The sequence below is a fragment of the Empedobacter brevis NBRC 14943 = ATCC 43319 genome (genome assembly GCF_000382425.1).
In the GTDB taxonomy this organism is placed as follows: domain Bacteria; phylum Bacteroidota; class Bacteroidia; order Flavobacteriales; family Weeksellaceae; genus Empedobacter; species Empedobacter brevis.
Window position 1 is genome coordinate 46,934 of the sequence record NZ_KB908296.1, and the last position, 21,162, is coordinate 68,095.

Annotated in this window: 18 protein-coding genes; 4 read left to right on the top strand and 14 right to left on the bottom strand. The window is 30.4% G+C overall.

Annotation, left to right across the window (positions count from 1 at the left end):
• Nucleotides 1–107: 107 nt before the first annotated feature.
• Genes H277_RS0110195 through H277_RS0110210 form a run of 4 tightly spaced genes read right to left on the bottom strand, consistent with a single transcriptional unit; the run spans nt 108 to nt 5,564 of the window.
• Nucleotides 108–1,001 (bottom strand): class I SAM-dependent methyltransferase, encoded by an 894-nt coding sequence (locus H277_RS0110195; RefSeq protein ID WP_019975493.1) that lies wholly within the window; start codon nt 999–1,001, stop codon nt 108–110.
• A 2-nt stretch (nt 1,002–1,003) separates the two neighbouring features.
• Complete coding sequence (gene mnmG, locus H277_RS0110200; protein ID WP_019975494.1) at nt 1,004–2,875, bottom strand: tRNA uridine-5-carboxymethylaminomethyl(34) synthesis enzyme MnmG; 1,872 nt, start codon at nt 2,873–2,875, stop codon at nt 1,004–1,006.
• A 54-nt stretch (nt 2,876–2,929) separates the two neighbouring features.
• Complete coding sequence (ybeY, locus tag H277_RS0110205) at nt 2,930–3,355, bottom strand: rRNA maturation RNase YbeY (RefSeq protein ID WP_019975495.1); 426 nt, start codon at nt 3,353–3,355, stop codon at nt 2,930–2,932.
• 4 nt (nt 3,356–3,359) lie between these two features.
• Nucleotides 3,360–5,564, bottom strand: a complete 2,205-nt coding sequence (locus H277_RS0110210; protein WP_019975496.1) for a patatin-like phospholipase family protein — start codon at nt 5,562–5,564, stop codon at nt 3,360–3,362.
• A gap of 107 nt (nt 5,565–5,671) precedes the next feature.
• Here H277_RS0110210 and H277_RS0110215 point away from each other — a divergent pair, with 107 nt between their 5' ends.
• Nucleotides 5,672–6,217, top strand: coding sequence for a peroxiredoxin family protein (locus tag H277_RS0110215; protein ID WP_019975497.1), 546 nt, complete (start codon nt 5,672–5,674; stop codon nt 6,215–6,217).
• A gap of 28 nt (nt 6,218–6,245) precedes the next feature.
• Here H277_RS0110215 and H277_RS0110220 read toward each other — a convergent pair whose 3' ends face one another.
• The 8 genes from H277_RS0110220 to H277_RS0110255 all read right to left on the bottom strand — a co-directional run bounded on the left by H277_RS0110220 (nt 6,246) and on the right by H277_RS0110255 (nt 15,584).
• Nucleotides 6,246–6,524 (bottom strand): DUF7683 domain-containing protein, encoded by a 279-nt coding sequence (locus tag H277_RS0110220; RefSeq protein WP_019975498.1) that lies wholly within the window; start codon nt 6,522–6,524, stop codon nt 6,246–6,248.
• A 62-nt stretch (nt 6,525–6,586) separates the two neighbouring features.
• Entirely contained in the window at nt 6,587–9,052 is a 2,466-nt protein-coding gene (locus H277_RS0110225; RefSeq protein WP_019975499.1) for a bifunctional UDP-N-acetylmuramoyl-tripeptide:D-alanyl-D-alanine ligase/alanine racemase, read from the bottom strand.
• A complete protein-coding gene (locus H277_RS0110230) occupies nt 9,039–9,635 on the bottom strand; it encodes a thymidine kinase (protein ID WP_019975500.1) in 597 nt (198 codons plus the stop codon). Before H277_RS0110230 ends, H277_RS0110225 begins: the two co-directional genes overlap by 14 nt.
• 228 nt (nt 9,636–9,863) lie before the next feature.
• The gene (locus H277_RS0110235) at nt 9,864–11,981 is read right to left on the bottom strand and encodes a T9SS type A sorting domain-containing protein (protein ID WP_019975501.1); all 2,118 of its coding nucleotides are present in this window, start codon (nt 11,979–11,981) and stop codon (nt 9,864–9,866) included.
• Between the two features lie 4 nt (nt 11,982–11,985).
• The gene (locus H277_RS20380) at nt 11,986–12,765 is read right to left on the bottom strand and encodes a hypothetical protein (RefSeq protein WP_019975502.1); all 780 of its coding nucleotides are present in this window, start codon (nt 12,763–12,765) and stop codon (nt 11,986–11,988) included.
• An 80-nt stretch (nt 12,766–12,845) separates the two neighbouring features.
• On the bottom strand, nt 12,846–14,129 hold the full coding sequence (locus tag H277_RS0110245; RefSeq protein ID WP_019975503.1) for a T9SS type A sorting domain-containing protein: 1,284 nt from the start codon (nt 14,127–14,129) through the stop codon (nt 12,846–12,848).
• Nucleotides 14,130–14,133: 4 nt separating this feature from the next.
• Nucleotides 14,134–15,003: a hypothetical protein gene (locus H277_RS19735; protein ID WP_019975504.1), complete on the bottom strand. Its 870-nt coding sequence runs from the start codon at nt 15,001–15,003 to the stop codon at nt 14,134–14,136.
• A gap of 11 nt (nt 15,004–15,014) precedes the next feature.
• Nucleotides 15,015–15,584: a hypothetical protein gene (locus H277_RS0110255; protein ID WP_019975505.1), complete on the bottom strand. Its 570-nt coding sequence runs from the start codon at nt 15,582–15,584 to the stop codon at nt 15,015–15,017.
• A gap of 65 nt (nt 15,585–15,649) precedes the next feature.
• Between H277_RS0110255 and H277_RS0110260 the strand changes: the two genes are divergently transcribed.
• From H277_RS0110260 to H277_RS0110270, 3 genes are all read left to right on the top strand, one after another.
• Nucleotides 15,650–17,527, top strand: a complete 1,878-nt coding sequence (locus H277_RS0110260; protein ID WP_019975506.1) for a tetratricopeptide repeat-containing sensor histidine kinase — start codon at nt 15,650–15,652, stop codon at nt 17,525–17,527.
• Entirely contained in the window at nt 17,517–18,119 is a 603-nt protein-coding gene (locus H277_RS0110265) for a response regulator transcription factor (RefSeq protein WP_019975507.1), read from the top strand. The genes H277_RS0110260 and H277_RS0110265 overlap by 11 nt, the downstream gene beginning before the upstream one ends.
• 97 nt (nt 18,120–18,216) lie before the next feature.
• Complete coding sequence (locus H277_RS0110270) at nt 18,217–18,783, top strand: hypothetical protein (RefSeq protein WP_019975508.1); 567 nt, start codon at nt 18,217–18,219, stop codon at nt 18,781–18,783.
• A 37-nt stretch (nt 18,784–18,820) separates the two neighbouring features.
• On the opposite strand, the gene H277_RS0110275 is transcribed toward H277_RS0110270, so the two are convergent.
• Both H277_RS0110275 and H277_RS0110280 read right to left on the bottom strand, forming a co-directional pair.
• On the bottom strand, nt 18,821–20,056 hold the full coding sequence (locus H277_RS0110275) for an O-antigen ligase family protein (protein ID WP_019975509.1): 1,236 nt from the start codon (nt 20,054–20,056) through the stop codon (nt 18,821–18,823).
• Complete coding sequence (locus H277_RS0110280) at nt 20,032–21,132, bottom strand: DUF1972 domain-containing protein (protein ID WP_019975510.1); 1,101 nt, start codon at nt 21,130–21,132, stop codon at nt 20,032–20,034. The genes H277_RS0110275 and H277_RS0110280 overlap by 25 nt, the downstream gene beginning before the upstream one ends.
• Between the last annotated feature and the right edge of the window lie 30 nt (nt 21,133–21,162).

Sequence of the window (21,162 nt, forward strand, 5' to 3'; positions counted from 1 at the left end):
GATTATAGTCAAAAAATGGCTTTTAGAAATTGAATTTAATAAAGTTTTAAAAAAAAATAGACATAATATTCATCTGATTAATCAAAAGTTGCTCTAATGAGCTTATTTTAATTTTCAGCTTTAATAATATAGATCAAAGAAGAATATTCACCTGTTTTTTTTGCTTTCGAATTAGATTTTAAACCAACTCTAAGTGCATTAATAAATCCTAATTTATTGCCTTTATATTTTTCAGAAAGTAAACTCACATAAAAGGAATCTAATTTCATCGGATGGGTAGATTCAATTTTCATACCAAAATTGTTAAAAAGTTTATTCATACTTGTTGCAGAAAAATGCCAAAGATGTCGAGGAACATCATAAGCGGCCCAATATTTTCCATAATATGCGGCATCGTACGATTTATGATTTGGTACAGCAATGATTAACCTACCGTCTTCTGTCAAATGATTTTTTAACTGAATAATGATTTCATTCAAATTTGGGATATGTTCCAACACATGCCACAACGTAATGATATCAAATTTTTGGTCATTTTGTTCTAATTCTGTAGAAGTAACTTTTTCTGTCCCAATTTTTGACTGCGCAATTTTTTTTGCCGAATTATTTGGTTCCATTCCCAGAACATCATATCCATTTTTCTGAAGGTGTTCCAGAAAATCTCCAACACCACAACCGTAGTCCAAAACTTTTTTACCTTTTGCAATTTGATCAATCAATTCTAACTTGTTGTTTAAATTAATTTGTTTTGCCATTTGGTAAAACCGTTCGAAAATAGATTTTTTTCCATCCGTATGCGAAATGTAATTTTTACTCTCGTAATATTTACCTAAATTTTCGATGGGCTGGGGGAGAGTATAGAGAACCTCTGTTTTTAAATCTTCAAATAATTCGAATTTTTCTCCTGTTAAAAAATAATCGTTTAAGTCTAATTTTTTAATACCAGAAAATCCTTCTTTTGAAGGATTTTCCTGAGATGTTTCACGTGGAACGTTTTCCATTTTTATCTTCCCATGTAAATTAATAATACACTAATATCAGCTGGTGATACACCACTAATTCTTGATGCCTGAGCAACAGTTGCGGGTTTTATTTTTGTTAATTTTTGACGAGCTTCGATTGACATTGAACCAAAAGAATTGTAGTCTATATTAACGGGGATTTTTAGATTTTCTAATCGGTGCAATTTATCAGCATTCTGCTGTTCTTTTTTAATATACCCCTTGTACTTTATTTGAATTTCTGTTTGTTCTAATTCTTCTTGGTTGTATTTATTTTCTTCAATAAATTCTTTTACCCGGTTTAATTTTGTGAAATCAGAAAGTTTTAACTCAGGCCGAGAAATTACAGCAATCATTTTATTTGGTTGTTTCAAAGGAGTACCGTCTCGCTCTTCAATAACATCATTTATTTCTTGTGGTTTGATTGAATGCTCTTCAAAATAATGAACTAGCTTTTCAGCTTGATCAAACTTTTCTTCCATTCTTCTCAAACGATCTTCTGAAGCTAAGCCAATGTCAAAACTTTTTCTTGTGAGACGTTCGTCTGCATTATCTTGTCTTAATAAAATACGATACTCTGCACGAGAAGTAAACATGCGGTAAGGTTCTTCCGTTCCTTTTGTAATTAAATCGTCAATTAAAACACCTATATACGCTTCGTTACGATTCAAGATAAAAGGGTCTTTTTCTTGAATTTTTAAAACTGCATTTATTCCGGCCATTAAACCTTGTGATGCGGCTTCTTCATAACCTGTTGTTCCATTGATTTGACCTGCACAATATAAATTATCAACTATTTTTGTTTCTAATGTGTGCTTCAGTTGTGTTGGTGGAAAATAATCGTATTCGATGGCATAACCGGGGCGCAAAATTTTTGCATATTCGAAGCCGGGAACAGAACGTAGAGCTCTTGCCTGAATATCATCCGGTAATGATGTCGAGAATCCATTTATATAAAATTCCATTGTTTCCCAACCTTCAGGTTCTGCAAAAATCTGATGACGGTCTTTATCCGCAAAACGATTAATTTTATCTTCAATTGACGGGCAGTATCTAGGGCCTGTTGATTTGATTGTACCATTGAACATAGGAGAGCGATCGAAACCTTCACGCAATAAATCATGTACTTCCTGATTGGTATACGTAATCCAACAAGAACGTTGTTTCGTTAATTTAGGTGTATTGGTGTACGAAAATTTTGAAGGATTTTCATCTCCGGGTTGTTCAATCATTTTAGAATAATCAATTGATCGGCCATCTACCCGAGGAGGAGTTCCTGTTTTCATTCGACCAGCTTCAAAACCTAAATCGACGAGTTGTTCTGTTATACCGAAAGCGGCAGATTCTCCCATGCGTCCACCTCCAAATTGCTTCTCTCCAATATGAATTAAACCATTTAAAAAAGTTCCGTTTGTTAGTACAACAGCTTTAGCACGTATTTTCATTCCCATCGCTGTAATGACACCACACACTTTTCCATTTTCAATAATTAAATTTTTGACCATATCCTGAAAGAAATCCACATTTTCAGTTCTTTCTAACGATAAACGCCATTCTTCAGCAAAACGCATACGGTCAGACTGTGCACGTGGGGACCACATAGCAGGACCTTTGGATTGATTCAGCATTTTAAATTGAATCATGGTTTTGTCTGTTACGATACCAGAGTAGCCTCCTAAGGCATCTATTTCACGGACAATTTGTCCTTTTGCAATTCCTCCCATTGCCGGGTTGCAAGACATTTGTCCAATGGTTTGTAAGTTCATTGTAACAAGAAGCGTTTTTGCTCCTAAATTAGCTGCAGCAGCTGTTGCTTCAGCACCAGCATGACCACCTCCAACTACAATTACATCATATTCTGATTGAAATATCATTTGATTTGTAAACTTATTTTTCTTGTTAAAATAATAAATGTTCCACGTGGAACATTATGAATTCAGATAGTGACTAAACGTTTCTAAATATTGATTTTCTTTAGAAGTCATCAATTCTTTTTCATCCGGCTCTTTGTCCATATAACCCGCAAAATGTAATATTCCGTGGATGACTACACGAGCCAATTCGTTTTCAAAAGAAACGTTATTTTGCGTTGCATTGTCTTTTATTCTTTCGATACTAATAAAAATATCGCCCATCAATTCGTCTTCAATCGAATTATCGAAACCGATCACATCCGTATAATAATCGTGATCCAAATATTGTCGATTAATTTGAAGTAAGTATTCGTCATCACAGAAAATATAGTTTAAATCTTCTATCGTTTTCCCTTCATTCTTCATACTTTCTACGATCCAATCTATCCAAGTTTGAGCATCTTTTAACTCAAAATCTGTTTCGTAAAATAATTCTATCATTGTTCTAAAACCAGTAACCTAAACTTAAATTAAATAATCCTTTTTTGGTATAAGGGGAATAACTCCAAATGAAATTTAATGGCCCCAATGGGCTGTCATATCCATAAGTGACACCATAACCAAGATATTTGTAATCTGTTAAACTCAACTGTTCAAATCTATCTGTAATATTTGCAATATTCATAAATAAACCTGTGTAATGATTTTTCAAAAGACGTGCCTGGATATGGGATCCAAAAACCAATTGATTGTCTCCAATCGCCGATCCGAAAGGAAGCCCATAAAACTTTGTATAATTGAAAAAATCTTGTTCAACATAACCTCCTAAATAAAATTTCTGAGGCATTGTTACATTATCGTTGAAAAAGGTTCCAAAGTTAGCAGTAAATCTGTAACTTAGGAAATTATTTAACGGAAAATTTGCCTCTAAACTAGATTCCAATAAATAGTTATTTTCGAATCCTTCTACATTAGAATCAAACAAATACTTGAAACTTCCATCAAATTTTAAACCACTTCGGGCGAAATTAGCATTGTTCCGATTATCAGCTTTAATATACCCGTAAGCTTTCCAGTAATAACCTTGAGATTTAGCAGGAAAATCTTCGTTTGCTGTAATGAAATTATTTGTAAAAACTTTTGTGTATTGATGTTCTAATCCAATCCCAATTGCAAACTTTTCTTTGATGGTCGATTGAATGTATAATTGATTGATGTATTCGCGAAAATTATAATTTACTTTTTTATAAATATTGTCTTGTCCAAAGAAATTTCTAAGGTCAATTTCTTTATCAAAATAATGCGAATATGAATTGAATCCGATGCTCGGTAAATACCCATTATCAATGAAGAAATTAATGTTATATCGTGCATAATCACCTACAACAACATCAGCTGAAAGAATTGAATTTTTTACAAATAAATTTCTTGAAGTAAAATTTAACAGCAGCCCGGTCTTGAATAAATCATCATAATGTAAGCCGAAGCGAATGGATTGTTGGGATCTATTTTCTTGTACTTTTAGCGTTAAAAGATTTTCATCTTCATTTATTTCTGAGATTTTATATGTGATATTATTAAAGTTTCCGGATGCATATAATTTCGAAATTCCGTATTTTAAATCATCATATTTAATAATCTCAGGCGTACGGATTCCGAGCTTACCTTCGATATAATTTTTGTTGTAATTTTTCAATCCTTCAATTTCAATTTCTTTTACCAAAACATAATCCTCTTGTTTAATTTCATTTCTTGTTTTGTTTAATGCATTTTGTCTTTTTCCAATTTCTTTCAGTTGATCGAATACTTTTTCAGAAGCAATCAATCCACGTTTGTAAATTGAATCGACTTCATCAAAGCTGGTTACAGCATAGTCTTTTAGTTCTGGTTTAATCAATAAATCGACTAATTTTTTCTGTTCATCTGTTTTTTTAACAATACTCATTGTCATAATCTGACTCAAAATATCAATTGCAGAATTCAATTCATCACGTTTCTGTAAACCGTCTCCTAGTTCAACACCAATAATAATATCAGCTCCCATATCTTTCACTTCTTTTACGGGGAAATTGTTGACAACACCGCCATCAACATAAATTTTTCCATCAATAGTTACAGGATCCAACATGGTTGGATAAGCACCCGAAGCGAGAATAACACGTGGTAAAAAACCAGAGCGGAAGACTTTTTCTTCGCCTGTTTCGAGATCAGTTCCGATACAAACAAACGGAGTAGGAAGTTGGTTAAAATCTTCAATATTATGAACCGGACGCAACAAATAAGTTAACAAATCCAGAGGGCCTTGTCCTTTCGAGATGGCATTTGGAATTGTCAGTTTAAATTTATCAAAAGGTAATTCGAGAATGTATTTTTCTTTGTACGATTTTTCGAAAAAAGGAATTTCTGCACGATCTTTATTCTGCGTAATTAAAGAAGAAATATCCAATTGATGCATTATTTTTTCAAGTTCATCAGGAGTGTAACCCGCAGCATATAACCCACCAATAATAGCTCCCATACTTGTTCCTCCAATGTAATCAATTTTGATTCCGGCTTCTTCAATTTTTTTTAAAGCTCCCACGTGAGCATATCCTTTTGCACCGCCACCACTCAAAACGACACCCACTTTTAATCGGCTAGAATCCTGTGTATTTTCCTGAGCAAAAGAAATAGACGAAAGTAATATTACGAAAGCAAAAAATCTACGCATAAGTTTATCTGAATTGAGGAATAAAGGTAAGGAAATTTTAAGTGAACGATTTGATTATCTATTTCATAAATAAATCTTTAATTTTGATAAAAATCAATTGACAACGCATGAAAAATGTTTTTTTATTCATCTGTTTTTGTATACTGAATTCTTGTGCAAAAAAAGAAGCTGAAGTAGTTGAACCGACTTTTGTGGAAAAAGAGAATGTTGATTTTTATGAAGGAAGTCATCCGGAAAATTTCAAAGCTAAACGAATGGACGGAAAAGAATTTGATGCTAAAAATTATCTTGGTAAAAATCTTGTTATTGTGATTAATAAGGTTGATTTTGAAGGAAAAATGTCGGATGATTTTAATGAGTTAATTGATAAACATAAAAAGGATAATGTTGAATTTGTTTTAATTGTTGACGGAGATATCAAGCCGGAAAATAAGTTAGACGATGTGGTTTCAATGTACGATTCTTCTGCAATTTTTATTGATAATAGAAGTCTGCCTTATAAGAATGAATCTCAAATAAAGCATTCTTTGCATTGTTGGCCAGCGTCAATTTTGATGGATACGAAAGGAGATGTGGTAAGAACCAGTTGTGGCGGATATGGATTTGCTGATGAATACAAGCGTAAACTGGACAGTTTGATCGCTTCGAATTAAATGCCAATTATTTATTGATAGGACCTTTTTATTTGGAACTATCCGCATAACAAGTTAGGAAATATGAATATTTAACAAAGCCTGCTATTAGAGAAGTATTTTCTTTCAAAAAAGGTTTCAGTTTTTCTATTTGCTGAAGTGTAAGTCTATATGAATCATAAATTTCATTTGGATAATCGTCGTCGTATAAGATGAAATTATCTAAATGGGTTAAAATTTGTTCAGTGGATATTTCTAATTCAAATTCATTGTGTAATGAATCATCAGAATGATCATATTCTTCTATAAATCTACTCAAATTTTGCATAGAAATTAGTTTTATTAAACATATAACAAAAGAGCTACTCGTAAAGTAGCTCTTTTGTTATATTATTCTTTGTAATAAACTCTTTTTATTCGTTGTGAGACAGAAGTCAGGACTTCATATGGAATAGTTTCTAACCATTCTGCAACATCAGCTAAAGTAGGAAAATCGCCAAAAATAGTGACTTCGTCACCTTCTTTGCAAGGAAGATCAGTTACATCTACCATCATCATATCCATACAAATGGTTCCGGTAATGGTTGCCAATTGTCCATGAATACCAACTTTTCCTTTTCCGTAACCTAACGAACGACGAATACCATCTGCATAACCAACAGGTAATGTTGCAATTTTGGTGTGCCGTTCAGCAGTGAAACGGCGTCCATAACTAACGGTTTCACCTTTTTCGATTTCTGAAATTTGAGAAATTACGGTTTTAAAACGGACAACAGGTTTCAAATATTTTTCCATAAAATCAGTATATTCCGAATAACCGTACATTCCGATTCCTAATCGAACCATGTCATATTGATGTGCTCCGTACGCAACAATTCCCGGAGAATTTAAGGCATGTTTAATCGGTTGAATATTCAGCGCAGTTGTTATTGCCTCATAACTATTGTCAAAACGATTCAATTGATAGGTTGCATATTCTTGCTCTTCCGGCATGTCAGCAGTAGCTAAATGCGTAAAAATTGAGCGAATATAGACATGAGAATTATTTTTTAAGACAGCAATTAATTCTTCAAAATCATCTTCATGAAAACCAAGACGGTTCATTCCCGTTTCCATTTTTAGGTGAATTGGATATGGAGATGAAATTTGTTTTTCCTGTAATTTTTGGATAAATAATTTCAGAACGCGCAAGCTGTAAATTTCAGGTTCCAACTGATAATCGATGAGTGTTGAATAGCTACTTTGCTCCGGATTCATGACAATAATCGGAATCGTAATTCCGGCTTCTCGTAATTCTTTTCCTTCGTCAGCAATTGCAACACCAAGAAAATCGACACCATTATTCTGTAAGGTATTGGCTACTTCAAAACTTCCGGCTCCATAGCTATTTGCTTTTACCATACACATTAATTTTATGGTTGGTTTTAGCAAAGAACGGTAGACGTTTATGTTTTCAATAAGGTGCTGCAAATTAATTTCGAGAACAGAATCGTTGGAACGCGTTTCTAGTTCATTCGAAATTTTCTCCAATTTAAATGGGCGAGCTCCTTTTAATAAAATCGCTTCGTTGTCGACATGTTGATGTTTGAATTGCTCTAAAAATTCCTCGGTTGAATTGAATGAACGGACATAGGATTGAAAAAGCGTTTTGAATTGTGAAATTTTTTCGCCAATTAAAACGATTTCATCAAAATGATAGGGATTTACCAAATCGGCAGCTTGCTGATACAAGTCTTCATCTGAAAGGTTACTTTGTAAAATATCTGTCAAAACCAATGATTTTTTATCACGTGGTTGTTGATTTAAGACATTTAAACCAATTTTCAACGAATTTAGATCAGAATTAAACGTATCATTAATTAAAATAGAATGATTAATCGCTTCCTTAACTTCCAATCGCATTTCAATAGGGAGTAATTGATTAAATTCATTTTTAAGTTGTTTGTAATCAATGTTTAAACTAATTAAAGTGGTCAAACAAATTAAACTGTTTTTAATCGAAGCATCATCGGTAAAAGGAATTAAATAAGAGAATGTTTCTTGATTATGTAAAATAGAAATTTGCGTATTGGTCTGATTGCTTAGGATTTGCTTGATCTGAACAGTGGCAGAATCGGAATAACCATATGTATATTTATCTATTTTTCTTAAATGATCGTTTTCAAGAATTGCTTGATGAACTTTTTCATTTTCGATATTGAAAACTAACTTTTCTACATTCGAAAATAATTTCAGTTTTTCCTGTATCAATTCATCTTGATTTTTAAAATTTTCTAGATGAGCTTCTCCAATTTTTGTCAATACTCCAATTGTTGGCTGAATAATCTCTTCGAGATTTTGCATTTCATTCGGCATCGAAATTCCGGCTTCGAAAATTCCCAAATCATTTTTTTCCTCCATTTGCAGAACAGAAAGAGCAGTTCCAAATTGAGAGTTATAACTTTTTGGACTACGAACGATGGAATATTTTTTCCATAACAATTGATTCAACCATTCTTTCACAATTGTTTTTCCGTTAGAACCTGTAATTCCGATTACAGGAAAATGAAATTGTTTGCGATGATTTTTCGCCCAATTTTGCAAAGCCATTAAAGGGTTTTTGACTTCAATGAAATTTGCATTTGGCAAATTATTCAATGCTTTTTCGACAACAAAATTTCGAATTCCTTTTTGATAAGCATCCTGTAAATACAAATGCCCATCTTTTTGATTGCCATGAAGAGCAAAGAAAATTCCGTGGACAGGATTGACAATCATACGAGAGTCAAAGAAAATTTGATCAATGACTTCGTCTCCATTTCCAATCAAAGTACCGTTGATGATACTTGAAATTTGATTTAGATTATACGTTTTCAACTTTATGTTTGTTATATTCTTCCCAAAAAGCAACCCGGCTTAATGGTTCGTATTCTGATGTTTCCCCTAATTCTACTAGGCGATCGCTGTCAATTTTTCGATGCGAATAGTTCGCTAAATTTCCTGTACGAACACAAATCGCATGTACTTTTGTTACATATTCGGCTGTGGCCATTAAATTGGGCATTGGACCAAAAGGGCGACCTTTAAAATCCATATCTAAACCGGCTACAATAACACGTTTTCCTTGATTTGCAAGTTGGTTGGCGACATCTACAATTCCATCATCAAAAAACTGTGCTTCATCGATTCCGACAACATCGCAGTCATCGGCCAAGAGTAAAATTGCAGAAGAATACTCGACCGGAGTCGAAGTGATGGAATTTTGGTTGTGTGAAACGACCTCGCGTTCAGCATAGCGTGTATCTACAGTAGGCTTGAAAATTTCGACACGTTGTTTAGCAAATTCAGCACGCTTTAGGCGGCGTATAAGTTCTTCGGTTTTACCAGAAAACATTGAGCCACAGATGACTTCTATCCATCCACTTTTTTTGTTATGATTAAAGGTATTCTCGAGGAACATAGTTCAAATAATTTAGTTTAAAATATTGAGAACAAATTTAAGGAATAAATTAGTTGAGTAAGCTAAAAAAATAAATGAAGATACAAGAAAAGAAAAATAATGGAAGATTAAAATACGTTCTGTTTTGTGTTTCATTGTATCACATATAGTCTTTATTATAAAATCTATGAAAAAAGTCAAGTAACAATGTGTATTACTTGACTCTATAAGAATTAGTGATTAAGCGGGTTACTTTTTTATAATTGTTTTTTCATGTAATGTACCCGTTGTATCTGTGAATTTGAAATAATATAAGCCGGAAGCTAAGCTATGGAGGTTAACTTTAAGTGTGTTTGTATTTTTATTATTTCCTGATAAAACAACTTTTGCATTGATATCATACACGAACCATTCATTAATCCCCACCGTACTGTTAATTTGTACTTGGCTTGAGGTTGGGTTTGGTGAAATTGTGAAATCGTTTTGAGTTGTTTTGGTTTCAGATATGGTTGAATTATCTGTTAATAAAGTTTTAGTTAATGTTGAAACATTTTGTATGTTGCAAATATTAGGATTTATTGATAAGGTAATTCTATTATTATTTGGTTTTATTTTAATTTCAGAATCTCCTTTTATTTTAATTTGTTTACCAGCAGGAATGTTTAAATTTATAGAATTCATACCTTGTAGATTTCTCATAATATTAGGATACTCTACACTTTTTATTTCTAAATTTTCACAGCCTCCTAAATAATTGTTAGGTTCATTAAATCTATCATTGAATAAGACAGTGTTTTTTAATATTCCTGCAGGACATCCGTTATTTTTTGCTAACCCAAATTGGTTTATACAAGCATCTTGATCATCTTGTACTCCATCTTTGTCAGAATCTTTTTTTGATGTTTTAATAACTTCTTTTTCTGAAAAAATACGTCTTCCTCTCATAATTCCATTATATTTTGCAGCGCCATACATGTCTAAATCAATCACTTCGTATGTTTTTGAATTAAATATGTTGAAGTTTCCGCTAAAAGGATTCTCAGCGTTTGCTTTGTATGAAATTAAAAAATTAAAATCCCAAGTATATTCAATTTTGTCTGTATTATATTTTCTTATTTTGTTACCATAATTTACAAAATAAATACCATCAGGAGTATCTATAGCCATTCCAACTTTTGTATTATTTGTACTAGAGAATAAATCTTCAAAACTTTTTCCAGTAACTCTTATTAATTGGTCTATTCCAGTTTTAATAAGATTATTCAAAACTTTACTATCAACTTTTGTAGATCCAGCAAAATAATAAATTTCATAATTAACAATATCTCTTTTGAAAGGCCAATTGTCAAAAAAGTTTTTAGGATCATACTTGAAATCTAAACCATTATTAGAAATAATAGATCCTGAAAAATTATTTCTAATGACAATATTTGCATTTCTTGCTTGTGTAGGAAGAGAAGGAAGTTGTTTGGGGTACTTTAAGGCAACATTACTTAATCCTAGTTCCAAAAAATCAGCATATTTGGTTTTATTCCAATAATTAATAATAAATTTCTTTTTTTCTTGAGACTTTACTTTTGCATAAGCAGAAGAAAAAATCAGATAGTTTTGATTGCTGAATTTCGTGACAATTCTTTTTTTATCTTCAAAATGATCTATACATTTTTCTGAGCTTCCAGGAAGTAAACTTTCAAAGAAGCCACTATCATCAAATTCACAACTAACTAAATTGTAAGGATTAAGTACATTTGAAGGTGTACCTCCTTTATTTTCTCCTATGAATTCAGAATGATAAGTAACACTATTTTTATAATCAAAAGGGAAAAAGTAAACATTACTATTTAATGCATAAACAGGCAGGTTGTTATGTAAAACAGTCTCTTTTTTTGTGAGTTCATTAATAAGAGAGGATTTGCCCATTAAATTAGCTGAAACAACTTCATTTTTTAAGCTTTGAATATTCGTTGTATTGGAAAAAAATACACCAACATCGTTATATAAGTAGAATTGATTGTTGACAATTAATTCTCTATTAGAATTTAAGAGCATTGCTAAACGATCGTCAGCTATATATATATCTTCTTCAATATCTTCATTAGGAATTTCTATTAAACCTTCAGAATATTGTTGTAACCTCCATGATTCATCTAACAAACTTTTAAACCCAAGAATTTTAAAATTATTTATGATACTAGTTAGCTGTGATTCTCTTTCTTCCACACTATAATAATCAATAAATGAATTTAGCTCTTGTAAAGAGTTGAATTTTAAAGTTCCAGTTTTAGAATCATATGTAGGTAAAAATGATTGAGCAAAGACATAAATTCCTAAAAAGAAAATTAGTAAAAAGCTAAATAATTTTTTCATACTACTATTGTTTATTTACAACTTGTTTTAAGGCATTGATTTCTTTTTGTTGCTCAATTAGTAACAAAGTCAATTCTTCTATTTTTTGTAAAAGAAGATTGTTCATTTCGCCAACTTTTAAACCTTTTTCTTGGATTTCTTTTGCAGAAGGAATACCCGGTAAATGGTTATTTTCTTTGACAAATTTTTCTACTTCTTCTAATTTAGGGAACTCGTAATCTGCTTTCAACTCAGATTTTCCTGTAAAGTATTTCTGGAATACATAATCTGCAGGTACAGCTAAGTCTACAATGATTTCTTCTGCGTGTATCTTTCCTTTTACAGTTAGTTTTTCATCCGGATTTTCTGTTCCTATACCAATATTTCCATTTCTATGAATAAGAAATCTTAAACTTCCCTCTGTAAAAAAACGCTGTCCATCAGCTCCAGAGATATTAAGATAATCACCAATTCTAGTCATACCATGCGAAGCAATTGTTTCATTTTTGTATGTAAGATTTAACCATGTATTGAATGCTATAAACTTATCATTAGATTCTAAATTTTTTGAGCTCAAATTACTTTCTATAACAACTCCATCACTGAAACTATTTGAAGGGTTAATGATTAAATTATTTTTATAAGGAGCAAAAGCGATTTTCCAATTAGTATCTCCAAGACTTGGTTTTCTAAGTAAAAAATTTCCATCATTTGATGATAAGTCAAAAGCATTTGTGTTAATTTGAGCAAATAAAGAGGTTGAGCCAATAAATGCCATTAAAGCTGATAATAAAATTGTTTTCATAATTGTTTTGTTTAATAATTTGTAAACAAGCCAAGTTGTAATACTTGGCTTTAGAATTCCTATTTAAGTATTGGAGAGATTTACTTTTTTATAATTGTTTTTTCATGTAATGTACCAGTTGTATCTGTGAATTTGAAATAATATAAGCCGGCAGCTAAGCTCTGGAGGTTAACTTTAAGCGTGTTTGTATTTTTATTATTTCCTGATAAAACAACTTTTGCATTGATATCATACACGAACCATTCATTAATCCCGACCGTACTGTTAATTTGTACTTGATTTGATGTTGGGTTAGGAGAGATCGTGAAAGTGTTTCCTGTAGTTGTTTTAAAAGTTGAAGTAGGAATAATATTGTTGGTAATAGTTGTAGAATCTGAAATTTCCGATAGGATATCACTATAGGTAATATTATCTATACTATTTTCATTTTTTCTTACATTACACCCTTGCACATAAACTCTAGTTTTAGGAAGAATTTTAGAATTTTTTACAATCACTTTACCTCCTCTTGCATTTGAATTTTTAAGCGTAGAATTTGAAATAGTTAAAATATTATTTGCTTGAATATTTAGGCTAGTTAAATTTGCGTTATCAAAAGTAGCATTTTGAGTACATGTATTATATGTCACGCTACTCCATAATTTACAGTTGGCTCTAACTGCCCAAACAACGTCTGTATAAGGATCTAGAGTTTTAGAAAAACTATTCATATTTGTTGTAAAGAAGTTCCAATTTTCATTTCCTATCTTTAAAGCAATTGTATATGGCATTGTCCCATCATTGACAGAATTCCATCTAAATATATGATGTCTATTATTTATAATTTGTTGAGTTCCTCCACTTGGAGCACTCGAACAAGTTCCAGTTCCATCAGTCAAATATTCACCAGTACCACTAGATGTTCCTCCTCCAGTTCCACCACCAGTACTATTATATAAGTTATTGACATTAATATATAATGTGTAGCTTTCTGCATATGGAGCACGTGTACTATTACTAGTAAAGTTAAATGTTAGTTGTTTTTGAGAATTGCTATTAACGTTGTTGTTAATCGTGAAAGTAATGTCTTTAGACCATGACGAAAAGCTAGTGAAAGCTCCACTTGAGTTTGTTATCGTAGTTGTATTTACCGAACTGCTTGACAATTGTTCTTTTATCCACCAATTATAAGAATCAGCTTGTCCCATGCTTCCTATATACTTTAATTTTAAAGTAACTTTTGTAGGGGTACCATATTTTACATCAATATTAACAAAATTATTGACTCTATTATTTGTTTTGGGATCTACAAAATATAATTCAGTATTTTGTGAAAAAACTTGAAACGTAATTAGAAAGAGTAAAAAACTAAATAATTTTTTCATGTTGTTATTTTTTAGTCTCTAATTCATTAATTCTTTCTTCTTGTTGTGCCATTTTTTTGTTTTGCTCAATTAGTAACAAAGTCAATTCTTCTATTTTTTGTAAAAGAAGATTGTTCATTTCGCCAACTTTTAAACCTTTTTCTTGGATTTCTTTTGCAGAAGGAATACCCGGTAAATGGTTATTTTCTTTGACAAATTTTTCTACTTCTTCTAATTTAGGGAACTCATAATCTGCTTTCAACTCAGATTTTCCAGTAAAGTATTTTTGGAATACATAATCTGCAGGTACAGCTAGGTCTACAATGATTTCTTCTGCATGTATTTTTCCTTTAACAGTTAACCTTTCATCAGGATTTGTAGTTCCTATGCCTATATATCCATTTGTATTATTAATAGAGGATCTGATATACAAAGATGTACTCCAGTCATTAGAATTTCCATGTTTAGATAAAAAGTTTAAGCCAGTTATACCATTTCCTTGATCTAATGGAACTATTTTAGTAAAATACCCTGAACCTGATTCTGAGTTTGTAAAATGAAAGCCATTATAAGACTCGATTAAACCTCCCGATAAAACTAAAGTTTTTCGTTGATTATTTGGTATAATCATAAAACTATATTGGTTAAATGTGTTTTCAAAGCTTATATATGGTCTAGTATTCACATTACTAGCGCTTAATTGAATAGCACCTCCTTGATCCGTAGTTAATTTAGAATTCGCCCATTTGATGTTTCCATTTTTAACTTCTAAGCTTTCTGTCGGTGCTGATGTTCCAATTCCAACATTTCCTGACGTTGGAAATACATTTGATTGTGCAAATAAAGAGGTTGAGCCAATAAATACCATTAAAGCTGATAATAAATTTTTTTTCATACTTGTTTTGTTTAATTTTTAATAAAATATTTAGTTATATGATTTGAGTTTTTTGTTTCCAATACTAAAATGTAATTTCCTTTTGATAAAAAAGAAACAGTTATCCGGAAGCTTGTAGTACAGTTTATTACCCTTTGATCCTTTTTATTAATATTCGCATCATAAATAATGTATTTACAGATTTCTTGGTCTGAGGAGATGTTGAGATATTGGTTAGCGGGAATCGGAAAGGTTACTGTTTTATTTGATTTTGTAGATAGCCAAGGAATTGTTTCCGTTCCTTTGTTACGAGAGCCAACTACTGTAGAATCTTCTTCTTCTACAAAGTTATTATTTTGGGAAATAGGTTTTAAAATGATTTTATGAGACGCTTGTGGTATAATTCTTACACTTCCCTGATTTGATGTAAAGTTAATTATTCCACTGAATTCTGTATCAGTTCCTTCTGTTGTGATGGTTACATTTTCATTATAATAAGATAAAAAAGTATTGGGTCTTTTTCCGGTGATTGAACCATCTGATGATTGGGCATAGGAGTAGATTGAAAAAATGAGTAGGAGAATGAGTAAAAATTGATGCATTTTTTTTTTGATAAAACTATATACTATATTGTTTTGATGAAATACCATAAATATGGTATTTTTACATGGCTACTATGACACGTTATATTTATATTTTTTTTATATTTTCATCAATTGTTTTAGGTCAAAAAAACAAAGGAGAAGATGCTATCCGACATTATTATACTATTTACAAAGACAACGCAGATTCAGATTTAGACAAGGCATATATAGGTGCAAGGAAGGCATATGATTTGAGTAAGAACATAAACAATGAAAATTGGAGAGCAAAAGCAGCATATGCTAGAGGTTATTGTTATTATTTGTATGAAAAAGATTCTGTAAGTGAAGTCTATCTTGACGAGGCAATTAATTATGCGAAAAAAATAAATGACAAAGCAATTTTAGCGAAAGCACTTAATGTGAAAGGAAGTATTTATTCATATAAAAATAAGAATAAGAAAGCGCTTGAATATTTCCATGAATCCATAAAATATTCAGAAAAATCTGCAAAGTTATCCAATAATACGGCCAATGTTTTGAATAATATTGCTGATATTTATGTCACACAACAGGATACCATCAATGCTAAAAAATATTATCACGAAGCTGTAAAAATTCAGCGAAAAAACAAGTTAGATAAGTCATTGAGTAATACGTACAACAGTTTAGGGGTTTTGTTTATGGATACAAACAAAGACAGTGCGTTGTATTATATCAATCAATCATTAACCTTAGCATTAAACAATAAACTAGAATATGACTTGGTAAACAGATACCTTAATATAGGTGTGATATATCTTAATTTTAATGATGCTGATAATTATGACAAGGCTAAATATAATCTCATAAAAGCATTAGAATTTGCCGAGAAAAATAAGATGACTCGGTATAAATTTCAGGGAAATTTATATTTGGGCATTTATTATAAAAAAGCGAAACAGAATTTTATAAAATCTAAACATTATTTTGAAAAAGCACTATCATTTATTGACCAAAATAAAGACCAAGAATATAATTTGGCTCTCTATAAGGAATTAGCAGAAGTTTATCATTCGTTATCAGATTTTGAAAAAGCATTTGTTTTTAAGGATTTAGAAAATAATTTAAAAGATCGTATTTCGAATCTGGAAAAAAGTAAACAAATTCATGAAATTCAAACAAAATTTGATGTAGAAAGAAAAGATTTTCAGATCAACTTGCTACATCTTCAGCGGAAGAATCAAAAAATAGAAAATAGTTGGACGATTATTGTTTCGCTTATAAGCATTAGTGGTTTATTAGGCTTTGGAATAATTTACAGAAGTAGAGAAAAAAAGAGACATTTAGTAGAACAACAACAGAATGATATAAAACGAATGCAAGATGTCGTAAAAACTCAAGATAACGAACGTAATAGGATTGCAAAAGAGTTGCATGATGGAGTAGGAAATAAGCTATCTGTGATTAAAAATATTCTTCATCAAAAAACATTTTCTGAGAAAGATGTTGATGATTTAAAAAGCGGAACAAAAGATTTAATGAAAGAAATTCGAGAGATTTCACATAACCTGAGTATTTCTATCATTGTTCAAAAAGGACCGATGGAACTAATCACAGAATTGGTTGAAACCTTTAAGCAAAAAACATCTATTAAGACCGAGTTTGTATTTTACCCGCAAGAAGCCTTTGATTTTTTGAATGAAGAACAAAAGATGCATCTGTATAGAGTTTTTCAGGAAGCTCTTCATAATATTGAAAAGCATGCTAATGCGTATAACGTTAGCATCACTGTGACAAAACGTGAAAAGAGGCTAATCATAGTATTAGAAGATGATGGAAATGGATTTGATGTAACTCAAAAGAGTCCGGGTGTAGGTATCTTAAATATGAAGGAAAGAATGCAACTTATAAAAGGAAGTTTAATCATAGATTCAGCCATAGGGAATGGAACAACAATAATAATAGAGCTCGATGAAAAATAAGATAAGAATAGCATTAATTGATGATCATCAACTTTTTTTAGATGGTTTAACAACATTACTTCAACAAGAAAAAGATTTTGAAATCATTTATACATCCACCAAAGCGACGGATTTTGTTGTTCAGTTAAAAGATCTTGCGGTTGATATTTTGATTGTTGATATTTCGATGCCGGAGATGAACGGGTTGGAATTGATAAATGAAATCAAACAACAAGAATTCTTACTAAAAATAATTGTTCTAAGTTCTTATGCTAATAGTATAGACAGCTCTTTTGTTGACGCAGCACTATTAAAGGAAATATCCGAAAAAGAATTATTTACAACGATTCGAACTGTTTATAATGATACATATAAACAAAAAGTTAACATGCAGAATTTTAACGTTATTCATTCTTCTTTCCTGAGTAAAAGAGAGAAACAAATCATTAATTTGATCGGAGAAGGGTTGACGGTAAATGAAATTGCGAACAAAATAGTTTTGAGCAAACATACCATAGAAACGCACAAGAAAAATATCTTTTTTAAGCTTGGAGTAATAAATAATGCCCAACTGATCAAAAAATCAATGGTATTGGGAATTATTGATGTATAATTTTGAATGGTTATAAAACGAGTTAATCATAAAAGAATTATAAGAAAAGTAATACTTTTGCGTTGTAAAGAAAAAATGATCCAATAGACATACAATTATGAAAAAAATTTTATTAAGTATCTTATTAATTTCATCATTTTTAACCTTATCATCTTGTGGAGATAAAAAAGGAGGAAGAAATGATTTGTCTGAAAAAGATGAAATTGAAAATAGCAATTCAGAAGGGGTAGTTGTAATATTAGAGGGAACTTTTTTGAAGAATGATATTTTTCAGTTATTTTATAGTAATGATACAACTTTTAGTGAACAAAAGTCCATAAAAACAATTGTATATGGTCAATCTATTTTACAAAAGGTTTTGTTTCAATTACCAAAAGAGGTAAAACCTCAAAGTTTGCGGTTAGATTTGGGTAGTAATCCTAATCAGACATCAGTGACTATAAAGAAGATGGAAATTAATTATAAAGATCAAATATTAATTATGGAAGGAGATACTTTCAGAGATTATTTTCAACCAACACCTAGTGTAGAATTTGATCAGGTTTCATTAGAGTACAATTTGAAACCAAATGAAGATGGGACATTTGATCCTGTATTGTTTGGAAATGATAAAGTGAAGAAAGGATTGAACAAAATATATAATGAGTTAAAAGAAGATAAATAATTAACTCGAGAAAATCTATATTTTACGGTACAAAAAATCACTCTTTATTGAATTTAGGGTGATTTTTTGTATATGTCAAAATAGACAGTAAACATATTATAGATGTAAATACAATAAGCCCTTTTTGTCTATTCAGATAAGATTCTGTAAAGAAGGCAAGAATTAAAATAATTGCAACAGTGAATAAAAAAATATTATTTGTTTTAATTGATTTGTAAATAGAGAAAACAAAAATGAATAATAAAATGAATAAACCTACTACGCCTAATTCTCCAAATGTTTGAAGGTATTGATTATGAAAATTCATAGCAAAGTATCCTTTGTATAAATTATAATAATGAAAGTATTGTTCTGTAAGATAATCTATATTCCCAAGACCTGTTCCTAAGAAACCTAATTGATTGTTATTAATCATTTCAAACACTATTCTCCAATGAAAAATTCTTAGATTGGAGCCATTAAATTCAAAATCAGAAAAATCTTGACCATAAAGGATTTGATCTAAATTGAGAATAGTTTCATCTAAGAATCGTTGTTTTATAGGATTATCTACAAATAAAATTACACCACATAAAATGATAAATAGAAATGCGAATTTCTTGTTTAAGTATAAATTTTTCTTCTTATATAGAGAGGAAATTATCAATAAACATGCAGTAGTTACTATTAAGTTTTTTGATGATAGTAGAATCAAAAAAATCAATAGCAAGATTACAATACAATAATCTAATTTTGTTTTATTTGGAAGGTTAAATTTTATTAAAAGGCAAATACTACTAAATAAGGCTATATAAATAGCATTGTTATTAAATATTGAAACGAGGTCATGATAAAAAAAAACATTTATCGATCTATGCAGAATGAATAGATAAGTAGAATGGATTAATGATATAAAAAAATATGCTATTAATGAATAACTAAAAATTGAAATGGTTATATTTAATTCTTTTATTGAGAATTTTTTATATTGGCTAATAGCTAAAGGTATAATTAATAAACCAATTGTTTTTCCAAAAGAAGATAATGTTTGAGGAGGATAGGTGGACCAAAAATAAGATAATATTCCCCACATAAACAAAACTATAAATGGCAATATACATAAATATAGGTTGATTTTTTTCTTAAGAAAAATTGTGATAAAAAATATTGTAGAAACAATTATTAAGAGAATACTATTAATGGCATGACCTGGGATTAATGAACTTAAGAACAAACCCCAAATTAGGGTTTTATTTTGTTCGATTAATTTTAATATTTGGCTTTTTGTTGGCATTCTATAATAAAATCTAAATAGTTTTGGTTAATCTTTTTCCAAGAATATAAATCATGTATTTTTTGTATGTTATTCAAAATAAAACTTTTATGTTCTTTTTTGGAGGAATTAGAAAGATTAATAATATCTGAATCATTATCAAAGTATAGTGCATCCTGACCTAATATAGATTGATTAAAAATATTTCGGTTTGCAATAATCAAACAATTAGAAGCCATAGCTTCTAACAAAGATGGGTTTGTACCTCCTACTGAATGGCCATGAAAATAGATATTTGAAAAAAATCTAAGATTATTTAATTTATTTAAATCATAAATACCTCCGTGAAATATAACGTTATCGTAAGATGAATAATTTTTGTAGAGATAATTTCCGAATTTTGTCCCTTTATGATTTCCGATGATAAATAGTCTCCGATGCGTATTGCTTTTAATGTAACCTTTTATAATAACTTCTATATTATTTTCAGGTTCCATTCGTGCGATGATAAGATCATAATTGTATGCTTTTAGCTGAAATTCAGTTAAAATATTCTCGTTAGGGGCATTAAAAACTTCAGCTCCATATGCAATGTATTTTGATTTTTTATTATATTTTTTTTGAATATATTCTTGTATACCAATTGAATCAGCTACTAAGAAATCACTATTGATTGCAGCTAATTTTTCAGCATATTTTAAAAAAAATTTAACTTTTGATGAATATTTAGATCTTTTCCATTCTAATCCATCCATATTTGTAATAATAGTTGAACTTTTAGGTAACAAAAAATGCCATATACTACTACTTGTATAACCTAATTGAAGAATTAGGTCAAATTTCCGTTTTCTCGAATCTAAAATACAATTTAGATCATAAATAAATTGTCCAGCAGTACCGATTTTATCCTCAGGATCTTTACAATGAATTAAATTTACCTTTCCAAACATCTTTTTTTGATAAGGATGAAGAGATGAGCAATACACATAAACTTCATGATTATTTTCAGCTAAGAAAGTAGAGAAAAACTCTGCAAACTGTTCAAAACCACCATGAAAATTAGGAATACCTCTAGTTCCTAAAATAGCTATTTTCATTCAGATTTTTTTCAATATTCGTACAAAAGT